11 protein-coding genes are annotated in these 12,336 nt (G+C 49.3%); 7 read left to right on the forward strand and 4 right to left on the reverse strand.

Going from position 1 to position 12,336, the window contains the following annotated elements; genetic code table 11:
* Nucleotides 1–7: 7 nt before the first annotated feature.
* Complete coding sequence (locus tag QZT94_RS02310; RefSeq protein ID WP_296760713.1) at nt 8–859, reverse strand: pantoate--beta-alanine ligase; 852 nt, start codon at nt 857–859, stop codon at nt 8–10.
* A gap of 149 nt (nt 860–1,008) precedes the next feature.
* On the opposite strand from QZT94_RS02310, the gene QZT94_RS02315 reads away from it, so the two are divergent.
* The 4 genes from QZT94_RS02315 to QZT94_RS02330 all read left to right on the forward strand — a co-directional run bounded on the left by QZT94_RS02315 (nt 1,009) and on the right by QZT94_RS02330 (nt 5,113).
* Nucleotides 1,009–1,713 (forward strand): response regulator transcription factor, encoded by a 705-nt coding sequence (locus QZT94_RS02315; protein ID WP_072510645.1) that lies wholly within the window; start codon nt 1,009–1,011, stop codon nt 1,711–1,713.
* Nucleotides 1,713–3,332: a HAMP domain-containing sensor histidine kinase gene (locus QZT94_RS02320; protein ID WP_296760710.1), complete on the forward strand. Its 1,620-nt coding sequence runs from the start codon at nt 1,713–1,715 to the stop codon at nt 3,330–3,332. Before QZT94_RS02315 ends, QZT94_RS02320 begins: the two co-directional genes overlap by 1 nt.
* Before the next feature lie 139 nt (nt 3,333–3,471).
* The gene (locus QZT94_RS02325) at nt 3,472–4,602 is read left to right on the forward strand and encodes a hypothetical protein (protein WP_296760709.1); all 1,131 of its coding nucleotides are present in this window, start codon (nt 3,472–3,474) and stop codon (nt 4,600–4,602) included.
* 220 nt (nt 4,603–4,822) lie between these two features.
* Complete coding sequence (locus QZT94_RS02330) at nt 4,823–5,113, forward strand: WXG100 family type VII secretion target (RefSeq protein ID WP_072510642.1); 291 nt, start codon at nt 4,823–4,825, stop codon at nt 5,111–5,113.
* 183 nt (nt 5,114–5,296) lie between these two features.
* Here the strand turns inward: QZT94_RS02330 and groL are convergent, their stop codons facing one another.
* Both groL and QZT94_RS02340 read right to left on the reverse strand, forming a co-directional pair.
* Nucleotides 5,297–6,928: a chaperonin GroEL gene (groL, locus tag QZT94_RS02335; RefSeq protein ID WP_072510641.1), complete on the reverse strand. Its 1,632-nt coding sequence runs from the start codon at nt 6,926–6,928 to the stop codon at nt 5,297–5,299.
* A gap of 284 nt (nt 6,929–7,212) precedes the next feature.
* Complete coding sequence (locus QZT94_RS02340) at nt 7,213–7,815, reverse strand: LytR C-terminal domain-containing protein (RefSeq protein ID WP_072510640.1); 603 nt, start codon at nt 7,813–7,815, stop codon at nt 7,213–7,215.
* Nucleotides 7,816–7,920: 105 nt separating this feature from the next.
* Between QZT94_RS02340 and QZT94_RS02345 the strand changes: the two genes are divergently transcribed.
* From QZT94_RS02345 to QZT94_RS02355, 3 genes are read left to right on the forward strand one after another with little or no spacing between them, the layout of a single operon-like run.
* Nucleotides 7,921–8,583 (forward strand): uracil-DNA glycosylase, encoded by a 663-nt coding sequence (locus tag QZT94_RS02345; RefSeq protein ID WP_072510639.1) that lies wholly within the window; start codon nt 7,921–7,923, stop codon nt 8,581–8,583.
* Nucleotides 8,584–8,634: 51 nt separating this feature from the next.
* Nucleotides 8,635–9,948: an LCP family protein gene (locus QZT94_RS02350; RefSeq protein WP_270626198.1), complete on the forward strand. Its 1,314-nt coding sequence runs from the start codon at nt 8,635–8,637 to the stop codon at nt 9,946–9,948.
* Nucleotides 9,949–9,984: 36 nt separating this feature from the next.
* Nucleotides 9,985–11,373: an LCP family protein gene (locus QZT94_RS02355; RefSeq protein WP_296760705.1), complete on the forward strand. Its 1,389-nt coding sequence runs from the start codon at nt 9,985–9,987 to the stop codon at nt 11,371–11,373.
* 2 nt (nt 11,374–11,375) lie between these two features.
* Here the strand turns inward: QZT94_RS02355 and QZT94_RS02360 are convergent, their stop codons facing one another.
* Nucleotides 11,376–12,308, reverse strand: coding sequence for an ArsR family transcriptional regulator (locus QZT94_RS02360; RefSeq protein ID WP_072510637.1), 933 nt, complete (start codon nt 12,306–12,308; stop codon nt 11,376–11,378).
* Between the last annotated feature and the right edge of the window lie 28 nt (nt 12,309–12,336).

The raw sequence follows: 12,336 nt of genomic DNA on the forward strand, positions 1-12,336 counted from the left end.
CTGGCAGTTAAGGACGTGAAAGTACCACTAGCTGATTGTCACAAAGGCGCATACCGTCTATTTTTGCCGCTGCAATCAGGCAAGCGGTACTAGGACCTTCTCCCGTCCAAGTATCAAAGGAAATCGGATCGACCAAATCAAGGTATTCGATTTCAGCCCCACAAGCGGAGAGCCCCTGGCGACAAGCAGCTAAGACCTCGCTACCAGAGCCCGAAGCAGCCGCTTGTCGTACCCCGGCAAATAGAGCCTTCGCGAAACCGATAGCCCCCTCACGCTGCACACCGGAAATCCCCTGGATTTCACGAGAAACCACCACCCCATCTAAATCCCTAAAGGTGGGGACAACTTCAATCGTGACCTGAATATCCAAGTCACGTACCACTTGCCGCACACAAGCTAAGAATTGAGCATCACACTGACCGATAAAAACCTTATCGGGGCGCACAATTCCCACCATTTTTACCAGCTGAGTTAAACGCCTCAGCATTTGCTCGCGGCTGTTTGTACCCTCGAAACGATTAAGAACCTGACCGGGATTAAGAAGAGTTTGCGCAGCCCCAAAGGGGTAAAAAGCTTCAGTTGAGGGAGCAAAAATAATATCCACCCCGGCATTTGCAGCCACCTGCAAATCTGCGGAGCTAATAATATCGGAGGTGGTTTCAAAAGCCGGTTCCACCGGATCGGTGTAGACCGAAACCACCAGGGTGTCTACCCGCGATGCCGCTTCGACAAATGCTGCCTGGTGACCTGGATGAAAATCGCCGCGGCTACAGACAAGCCCCACAATTCCGCTGTTTTGCGTTGCTCGCCCTAGCGTCCGCCTGTCATGCACTACCAGCGGTTCTTTTATTTCGTTCACGCTATGTTCCCTCAAGTTTTCCTGACATTTACTTCTTTGATTCTACCTGTCAAAGCAGGGGAATAACACTCAGATTCACTAAAATACCGTCCATAAAGTTACCAGATCCCATTCAGCTAACATCCAGTTTTTTCAGGGATCATTACTCCATGACTGCTAAAGATACCGCTCGTTTGCTAGTTGTTGATGACGAACCTAATATTCGCGACCTACTAGCTTCTTCCTTGCGCTATACCGGATTTGAAGTATTCACTGCCGCTGATGGCTCTGAAGCTATAAAGCAAGCAGAATCTACCGACCCGGATTTGATTGTTCTAGATGTAATGTTGCCCGATGTAGATGGCTTCACCGTCACCCGCCGCCTGCGCGAAAACGGCTTCACCACCCCCATTCTTTTTCTGACCGCGAAAGACGATATGAGCGATAAAGTTCAGGGTCTGACCGTAGGCGGGGATGATTATGTAACCAAACCTTTCGGACTAGAGGAAGTAGTCGCCCGGATTAACGCTATTTTGCGACGCACCCGGGGAGTTGCCAGCGAAGATGCGGTTATTAGAGTGGCTGACATTGCCTTAGACGAGGACGCACATGAGGTTCGCCGAGCAGATCAGGTTATTGACCTGTCCCCTACCGAGTTCAAGCTGCTGCGCTATCTGATGATTAACGAGGGACGGGTGGTTTCAAAGACTCAAATCCTTGACCATGTGTGGGAATACGATTGGAATGGCGAGGCCGCCATTGTAGAATCCTATATTTCCTATCTGCGCCGCAAACTGGATGTGCCCGGATCTTGCGGGGACATTATCACTACCCGCCGAGGTATCGGGTATATGATTCGCGCCGGAAAGCACTAATGAATCTCCCGCAGCGTCTAAAAATCAGCCAGAGATACCGCGAACGCAAACGGAAGACCGAAACCGTTCACAAAGAGGCGACTTCAAAAGGCACTTATTGGCAACGCATTCCGCTCACCTGGCGTTTAGTGCTAGTTATTATGGCGCTACTGGCTGGAGGACTGGGCGGAACCGGGGCGGCAATGTTGGGAATATTGCACTCGCATTTAACCGCGCAAATCGATTCTAATCTGAAATCTACTGCCTCCCGGATAAAAACCAACGATTTGGTGGATTTATTAGGAAACGGCAGTTTTCAAGCTAATCAACCTACAAACTATTTTGTTAGGGTTAATTACAAAGGTGAAGTAGCGGAAGCTACCTCCGCTATTACCGGTCAAGACAAAGAGCGTCCTGACCGTAAAGCCCTAGAAGCAATAGAGAAATCACGCAGTATTGAATGGGAAAAACCCTTTACCATAGCCGGCGAGGGTTCCTCTTCCTGGCGAGCGATTATGCTCCCTATGCATGGCGCTTCCGATTTGAAGATAGCGGGAACGCTAATTGTAGCTCTACCTCTGCAAACCGTGACCCAAACTGTTACCGCTACCGGGATTAACGTGTTGGGAGCTTCGGTAATCATTATTTTAGTTGGGGGAGTTCTAGCCTACGTACTGGTACAAGTTTCGCTGCGTCCTCTGCGCCAAATGGAGGAAGTTGCCGGAAAAATCGCCTCTGGCGACCTGCATGAACGTATAGATTTGTCGCAAGTACACGCCGGAGAAGTCTTGTCGCTAGCTTCAGCGCTGAACTTCATGCTGTCAAGGATAGAAGAAACTATTGTCACCCAGCAGCGAAACGAGAAGAAAATTCGTCAGTTCGTGTCTGACGCTTCCCATGAGCTTCGCACCCCGCTAGCTGCTTTGCGTGGCTACGGAGAGCTTTACCAAATGGGTGGGGTTCCCCCCGAACGAGTTGATGAAGTGATGGGGAGGATTTCTTCTGAGGCCACCAGAATGGGGGTGCTAGTTGAAGATTTACTAAAACTGGCACGTCTAGATGAGGGACGAAAAATAAAGATGGAGGCAGTGGATTTATATCAGATAGCTGCCGCCGGAGCCTTGGATCTATCAGCCCTATCCCCCAGTCGGGATATCCGTTTACAACACCTAGATGGCGAACCTTTGCTGTTAGACGAGGGTAAAACGGCGTTGGTGTTAGCTGACCCAAATCAGCTAACCCAGGTAATGACCAATCTGATTGGCAATATCGACCGTTACACTTCACCTGAGGTGCCGGTAGAGATTTTAGCGGGAATCAACCAAGGTGAAGCCGTCTTGGAGATTCGCGATCACGGCGAGGGCGTACCCAGCGACGAACTAGAAGAAATCTTTGGACGCTTTTACCGTCGTGATGGGTCGCGTTCTAGAGAAACCGGAGGAACCGGACTGGGGCTATCGATTGTTTCCGCCATCGCGGCTGTGCATGGCGGTGAAGCTAAGGCAGTAGAAACTCCTGGCGGAGGGCTAACCATCAGGGTTTCTTTCCCCGCTATCGCCCCTAAAGGACAGGGAAGGCCGGAACTAAGCCAAAAATCAGGAAAGGTTTTCAAGAAAACATCCGGAAAGAAATCGGAGTAAAAGTTTGCAGAAATATAAACCGCTAACTCTCACCCATTTTTGCAGTTAGCAACCGGGTTCTGTAGAGCGCATTTTTTCTCTTGTAATTTTCGCCGTAGGATAACCACTGCAACATTAAAACATCGGGGGTACGAAGGTTATGCCAGGTGCACCATCTTGGCTACAGACGGGATTCGTCAAAGCTATGCGCGAACTGGGGATTACCGATGACGATTTACTGCGTAAAGAAGCAGATAATCTCCTTGAAATGTGGCAATCATCCGGGCGACAGTTTCACACCAAGTCTCACCTGATTCGTTTATTAACCAGTTTGGATCACTTTACCAACACTTCACAGCAACCAGCAGTTTTAACCGTTGCAGCCTGGTATCACGGGGTAATTACCCAGTCGCAAACCCAGCTAAAGAACACCACTGACTACGAGAACTATCCTGCTTCTGCCGATTATGCGGTGCGCCGCCTAGAGCAACTGGGCTTGCCAAAAGAGCTAGCGATTCGGGTTGGAGAACTGATTTTAATGCTTGAGGGGATAACCCCTCCGGTAGATGATTTAGATGCCTGCGTTTTCGTGGACGCCGCTATTTCTTACTTCGGGGCTTCTCCTCAGGATTATCGAGGCTATTGCCAGTTAATGAGAGCAGAGATGGAAACGATGGAGCCTTTGCGCTATGCCCGTTTGCGTCGCTCTTTCGTTTCTAAGTTGCTTGCGCGAGAATCAATTTTTCATTCCCCTTTAGGCAGCGGCAATGAGCATGCAGCTAGACAGAACTTAGAGGGCGAGTATGCGAAGTTATCAGCGCTTATTCCGGGAACACCGGCTGGGAAAGATAAACCGGTTGCTAAACCCAAATCTAAGGAAAAAACGCGGGCAGCTGATACTTCAGAGACGGTGGTAATTAAGGCGGCTGCAAGCCGAACGACGGTTCGCCGCTCGATTTTATCTAAGGATGCAAGACCAGTTTCACCGACTAACCTCGCGCCGAAAATATCGGCTACTGAAAGAAAGTCACTTGAAGGGCGAGCTTTGCAGCTACAAGAGGCAAGCGCTAACAGTGATGGCGAAAATGTTCTTTCCTCGATGGAAAATGTGGCAGATCAGTTTTCCACTATCACAATGCGTAAAACCGAGATAAAAAATAGTGATTACCGGCGCGCGGAAACTGTGGAAGAAGTTGAAGAGGAGGAGAATCCAACTATTTCCACTGATGAAGAGGCAGAAGAGACAATGTATTCTTCAGCGGACGACGAGGATTCACTGACCGAATTCTAGGAGCTGCCTTTCTGTTCTCCCAGGATTGGGGATAAACAGGTATTTTATTTTCCGATTGCTACTCCTATGAACTTCCGCAAACCCCGTTACTAGCTTGTCCCCAGGAACAGATAATGATGCGATTTCCTAAAATTATTATCGCGCAGGTGTTTTTCGGTCTAGTCAGGGTCTAGATTGAGGGCGACAGCCAATCAATCAGCTATTTTAAGGAGAAACCAAGATGGCACAGTTCAATGTAGATTCTGGGCAAGTATCGGCAGCCGGCGCTCAGGCAGCCGCAATTGCGGGACAACTGCGCACCGATGCCGCCGCCATGATGGCTCAGGTACAGTCCCTGCAAGGATCTTGGACCGGACTAGCCGCCAGTTCTTTTGCCGACTGTGCGGCGCGTTGGCGCGCCGCACAGGCTCAGATGGAATCAGCATTAGATTCTATCGGGCAAGCACTTCAAGCAGCATCCGCCAGCTATGAAGATGCTGAAAGTGGCGCAGCCGCTATGTTTGCCGGTTAAGACCTAACCGCGGGTTGATTGAGGTATTAACCTGAAAATGGAGCCGGAAATGGGCATTAGCCCTATTTTCTCGTATGCACCCCAAAATGGATAGAAAAGGTGGGGGCGAACCATTTGGTTCGCCCCCACCTTTTAGCATCAGGTTAGTTTTGCAACCAAGTCGCAAAACCGCCAGAGTATGGTTTAGTACATTCCACCCATACCCGCGGCAGCGGCATCGTCACCACCAGGTGCAGCCGGAGGCTCCGGCTTGTCAGCTACTACCGCTTCGGTGGTCAAGAACATACCGGCAATCGAAGCTGCATTCTGCAAAGCGGAACGAGTAACCTTAACCGGGTCAGCAATATTGCTCTTGAGTAGATCTTCATACTCGCCAGTAGCGGCATTTAGACCCTCGCCAGCTGGCAGGTTCTTAACCTTTTCTGCCACAACTGAGCCTTCCAAACCAGCATTCTCTGCGATTTGACGCATCGGAGAAGAAAGCGCAACCCGAACGATGGAAGCGCCAGTTTCTTCGTCGCCCTCTAGCTTTAAGCTGTCCAAAGCTTTCAGACCGGACTGCAGCAGAGCAACCCCGCCACCAGCTACGATACCTTCTTCAACCGCGGCTTTAGCGTTGCGAACTGCGTCCTCGATCCGGTGCTTACGCTCTTTCATCTCAACTTCAGTGGCGGCACCGGACTTGATAACCGCTACTCCGCCGGCCAGTTTAGCCAAGCGTTCTTGCAGTTTCTCGCGATCGTAATCAGACTCGGTGTTCTCGATTTCTTGGCGAATCTGCTTTACGCGAGCCTCGATATCTTCGCTAGCGCCTGCGCCCTCAACAATAGTGGTTTCATCCTTGGTAACAACCACTTTGCGAGCCTTGCCCAGCATATCTAGCTCGGCATTTTCCAGGGTTAGCCCCACGGTCTCGGAGATTACCTGACCGCCAGTCAAAATCGCCATATCCTGCAACATGGCCTTGCGACGATCGCCAAAGCCCGGAGCCTTAACGGCAGCAGCCTTGAAAGTACCGCGAATCTTATTCAAAACTAGAGTGGTCAGAGCTTCCCCGTCCACGTCCTCCGCAATAATCAGCAGCGGTTTGCCTGTAGCCATTACCTTTTCCAGCAGCGGCAACAAATCCTTAATCTGGGAAACTTTCGATTCCACCAGCAGGATGTAGGGATCTTCCAGAACAGCTTCCTGACGATCCGCATCGGTTACAAAGTAACCAGAGATGTAGCCCTTATCGAAACGCATACCCTCGGTGACTTCCAGGTGAGTACCGAATGAGTTGGAATCCTCAACAGTGATAACACCTTCATTGCCTACCTTTTCCATGGCATCAGCAATCAAAGCCCCGATTTCAGGGTCATTAGCCGATATAGAAGCGGTAGCTGCAATCTCGTCACGAGTTTCAACTTCCTTGGCATCGGCGTGTAGTTGATCGACAACCGCCTCAACAGATTTGTCAATGCCACGCTTAAGAGCAATCGGATTCGCCCCCGCAACCACGTTACGCAGACCCTCGCGCACTAGCGCCTGAGCCAATACAGTAGCGGTAGTAGTACCGTCACCAGCTACATCATCGGTCTTCTTAGCGACCTCTTTAACCAGTTCGGCGCCAATCTTTTCGTAAGGATCTTCCAAATCGATTTCTTTAGCTACCGAAACCCCGTCTTTGGTAATCGTGGGAGCTCCCCACTTCTTTTCCAAGACTACGTTACGACCACGCGGTCCCAGCGTTACTTTCACCGTGTCAGCCAGGGTGTTTAGCCCCCGCTCCATTCCCCGGCGAGCTTCCTCATCAAAAGCAATAATCTTGCTCATATGCTTCTATTCCCTCCATCGCGACGCTATTGCGCCACGCGGTTAGATCTTTCGCCCAGCCTTGATGCCCGCGACGGACGAGGACGAGGCTCCGATCCTGTCTCGAAGTCTCGCCCCCTCACCAAGAGCTTGGTTTTATCACTCTCTAGGTTCGAGTGCTAAATATGATTCTGGCACTCTCCTAGGTCAAGTGCAAACTTTAGACACGAAACGGCGCAAAATATCCTAAGAGAGAAAACAGACAGCCTAAGCCAACAGCGACCGCAAAGATAAGGAATATCCCGCTAGTCAATCAAATAGATAGCAATATCGGAATCTCCGATTTGGTAGCCACCTTCTTTAGCATTTTTAACTATAGAAATCCCCGCAAGTTGTGCAGCTTCCTGCGCGGCAGCTTTATATTCGTCACCGTTATAAAGCACCGTAGAACCATCTAAACCGCGAGCCTTAGAATTGGTAGCCACCGGATTGGTAAAACCGCCAGATTGCAGCTTATCAGCGATTTCCTTTGCCCATCCGGAACGTTTGGAAGCGTTAAGTACCCGCACTCGCACTTTTTCCTTATTAGCCGCAGGAGCTGGGGACTGCGAATCATCAGAAGAACCCGGAGAAGCACTATCCTCAGGTTTAGCGATTTTCGTAGGAGCAGTAGTGGGAGTAGACACAGTTGCACTAGGAGCAGGAGAAGTTGTGGTAGTACTATCACTGATTTTGCCAGTAGTTTTCAAAAGCGCTACCCCACCCCAAGCCAACGCCGGTCCGAGAACTAACACGATTAAAATCGGCAAAAGGGCATGCCAACGTCTTACAGGACGTCGATGTGCACCCGATGGACCTATCTCGCTCATGGCATCAAATTCGTCTGGCGGAAACTCTTGTTTGCTCACATGCCTAACCTTAGCTGCATCATCACAATCGCCTCGCACCTGCCACGCCGATAAAGTAGATTTGTCCCTCATGGTTTATGTGCGTACACAGGGTAAAGTAGCAGCATGAGTAGCAACCTGGAAAACATTATGCACCCCTCCTGGGCCTCAGCCATGCAGCCAGCAGCCCCTAAAATTACCGAAATGGGTCAAATGCTGCGCAAAGAAGGTAACAATTATCTACCGGCTGGCGCGGATATTTTCCGCGCATTCACTTACCCGCTAGACCAGGTAAAAGTGCTAATCGTAGGGCAAGATCCGTACCCCACTCCTGGAAATGCGATGGGACTTTCGTTTTCGGTAAAACCAGGAGTACCCATTCCTAAATCATTAAATAACATCTTTCGGGAACTGCACGATGATTTAGGATGCGCCTATCCAACATCGGGAGATTTGCGCCCTTGGGCTGAGCGAGGAGTAATGCTGCTAAACAGGGTGCTGACGGTGATTCCTAATCAGGCTGGTTCCCACCAGGGACGCGGCTGGGAAGAGGTAACAGACCAGGCACTTTCGGCTCTGATAAAACGCAATCGTCCTCTGGTAGCCATCCTTTGGGGCAAACAGGCACAATCCTTAGCTCCCGCTCTTGGCGACACCCCCACCATTCAGTCCCCACACCCTTCGCCTCTATCCGCCTCCCGTGGATTCTTTGGTTCTCGACCATTTTCGCGCACCAATTCTTTGCTACAGCAAATGGGAGCTAGCCCTATTGACTGGCAACTTCCCTAACTCCTTATCCAAATCGTTACAATTCGCTGCGAACAAGATAGAGTAGCTCACGTGAGTTCGCACAAGAAGAATCCCGCGGTTTACTGCGGACGTATAGGGCACGCAATTAATCCCCCACGCCCCAGCAAGCTAAAGCGCTTTCTATCGGTGGCGGTTGTACTAGCAGTTTCCTTTGCCGTTACAGCCGCAACTCTCATCTATAGCGACCTCTCCAATCGAACATCTACGATAACCGTCGCTAAAGTCCTTAATCGAAACCCTCCAGATTCTTATAGCGGAAAACCTATTAACCTGCTGGTGATTGGCTCAGATACTAGAGATGGGAAGGAAAACAAAGAACTCGGAGGCGGCAACGACCCCACCGAACGTTCTGACACCACCATGCTTATGCATATTTCAGCTGACAGGTCGCGAGTAGAAGTAGTATCAATCCCCAGAGATCTGCTGGTTAATATCCCTCGATGCAAACTCGCAGACAATTCGCTATCCAAACCTCGAAAAGCTCAATTTAACTGGGCTTATTCCATAGGTTTTCAGGGAGGGAATCGCGCTACCGCAGTGGCTTGCACCTGGAAAACTGTTGAACAATTAACCGGTTTAAAAGTTGATGAATCCATCTTGGTAGACTTCAGCGGCTTCGCTTCCATGATTAACGCGCTTGGAGGGATAAACATCTATATCCCCACCGAGATTAAAGACCCCAACACTGGTTTAGATTTAAAACCTGGATGCAAGCATTTCGATGGAAAACAAGCATTGGAATATGCCAGGGTAAGGCATGGCGTTAAAGGTTCAGATGGTTCTGATTTACATCGAATCCAGCGTCAGCAGCAACTTATGGGAATAATGGCGCGCACGGCTTTGAACAAAAACATTCTCACTTCTTTAAATCAACTTTATGGTTTTCTAGGTAGTGGTTTAGCTTCCCTAACCGTATCGGAAGGCTTATCTTCAACTACCGAGTTGGGGGGATTAGGATGGTCGTTGCAGTCTATTAAGCCAGATAATTTGCGCTTCGTTACCCTACCAACCTATCCTGCTCCTTCAGACCCAAACCGAGTGGTAGTTAAAGAAAACGAAACCCGCCCTATTTGGGAGGCCTTTAAGAAAGACACCTCGCTGCCATCTGGTATCCAAGTTCGCGATGGGAATAACAAGGTCTACACTATTTCAGCAAATGAGACAGCTCCATCTAGCAAAGAACCTTCGAGTACGGCTACCGAATCGGCTTCCACTACTCCTAGCAAAAATCCTAGAAGCTCTAAATCTAGTTCAAGCGGTAAACAGGACAGTAAATCACCTAACATCGGTATTACTCCCGAAGAGTTAGCGCAACTACAACGAAAATGTGAAGCCGGAAATTAATAATTAAATCTGGATACCGATTAGGGAGAGAATACCTTGAGTCAGAATAATCCCCCACAGTCTTTTCCCCCGCCTAAAAGGTCACGCCGCCTCACGCAGTCAGATTCTCCGCCCTCCTATTCCCCGCAACAACGCCGGCCCCGTCCAGGGGTAGCTGGCAATCCCGCTGCCTTAGCGAAAAATGAAACCGGGCAAGATGACCGTTCTTTTCCTCCCTCTTTCAAACCTGTCTCGCGTCCCGCTATTTCTAAGCGTCTTAGAAATTCTGATTCCCAAAATGCTGCGCCCGCGTTCCCACCAGCGACAAAATTACCTACCCAAAATGCTTCGACCTCACGTTTTGCGGGTAGAAACACTCCGGTTCCCACCCGTATAATGAGCCAAAATAGCTTGTCGGAGGTCCCACAAAACCGCTCGGTTCCGGAAAAACGCGGTCAGTTAGAACCGATTCCCAGCCCGAAAAGACGCAAAACCAGGAGCTCTAGAATCGGAGCTAAAAGAATTATCGCAACAGTCGCCGTGTTGCTCCTAGTTTTCGTTATTACCTGGCCTTTTTACCTTTGCTACCTAGTGGATTCCCAGTTAAACCGGGTAGATGCCCTCTCGAATCGTTCTAGTGGCGAGGGCGAAACCTGGTTAATAGCCGGGTCTGATAAACGTTCAAACGGGGCTGATGGCGGCGTTAGTGATGCAACGAAAGGCGCACGTACTGATTCCATTATGCTGGTGCGCAAGGTGAACTCTACCGCCGAGGTAGTGTCTCTCCCCCGCGACAGCGCAGTTAATATTCCCGGACACGGTCTAAATAAATTGAATGCCTCCTATGCTTTTGGTGGTCCAAAATTGCTGGTAAAGACGGTGGAAGAGCTGAGCGGAGTAAAAATTGACCACTATCTTGAGGTCACTATGGGAGCGGTTACTCAGCTGGTAGATGCTGTGGGAGGCGTAGAGTTATGCCTTGATTATGACGTTGATGATCATGATTCTGGTTTAAAGTGGAAAAGCGGGTGTCATCAAGCAGATGGCGCTACCTCACTTGCGTTTTCCCGGATGCGACATCAAGACCCCAAGGGTGATATTGGCAGGGCAGAACGGCAGCGACAGGTGCTTTCTAAACTGTCAAGTTCTCTTGTTACTACTTCTACTTTTGTCAATCCCTTTAAGCAGCGCGACCTGGCTAATGTGGGTGCTCAGAACCTGACTACCGATAATGATTCCGGTTTGTGGGCATTGGGGAAGCTAATGCTCACGTATCGCAGTGCGACAAGTAATAACTTGACCGGAGCTCCCCCGATTTCCAAATTGGCTTATTACAAGGGAGGACATGGGGCGATGGTACAGCTCGACCCCAATAAATCCCCATCTTTTTGGAAATCCTTCCAACAGGGTACTTTACAGCCTAATCAATATCACCAGTTCAAATAGCGCTATTGGTTTTTTGCATCTTTAGGTTTCGAATAATACAAGGTAGTTACGATATCCTGAGCGTGATTGCCGAAATGCTTACCAAAAATAGTTACTCCCCCTTGGTTAGGAGAGCTAGGTTTACTAGCTATTTTTATAGATAAAAACGGGGATGAGTGTAAACGCAAATCGTTTAGAGTGCAGGCAGATATTTTCTTACCATTTACTGAGCTGTCTTCGTAATTGATTCTTAGATGGATTAGGGTTCCGTATTGGCTTAAGTTTGATTTCCACCAAGAGGGTGTCAATACCCCGCGGACGTCGGAGAAATTACCAGGCGCGGTCCATGTTCCCACTTCTACATCGTTGATTATAAACAAGATGTCACTTTTCCACTCATTATTAGAGCCAGGGTATTCGCTACATATCTCGATTGAAATATCAAGCATTTCCGGCCGGTGACTTGGCTCTAAAGGGTTTTGTAGACGGTACAATACAAACCCAGATGAAAACCAAAGCAGTTCAGCTCTTATTCGCTCGTTATAGGTGAAGCTACGAGGATCATCAATCACTCCTATGACATCATTTCGACTGGCTAGACCACAGGTTGGTTCAACTTGGAAATCTGAATAGTACCCAACTGGAGTCTTCTGGGTAACCCGTTCGAACGGTAGATATATTTTTGAAGGAAAAACTATTTCAGCGGAATCCACAGTCAAGTAAACTAGCTTTCGTCGCCGATCCCTATTGTTCGTATCATCTTTTACTTGAACCAATCCTGCTTGCCGTAATTGGCTTAGATGTCTAGATAGAGTTGTTTTACTAAGATGCAGACTTTTCGCTAACTCACTGGCAGTTGCCGGCTCCTGAGATAACTTTTTCAGGATGCTCAAGCGTGAATCAGAAGCTAGAGCCCGGTAGACCACCAGAGATTCATCGTCCAAACGAAGTTCCATATCCGACGCTCTCCAGGCTCTATGCGAC

The organism is Varibaculum sp., assembly GCF_008661855.1.
GTDB classification, from domain to species: domain Bacteria; phylum Actinomycetota; class Actinomycetes; order Actinomycetales; family Actinomycetaceae; genus Varibaculum; species Varibaculum timonense_A.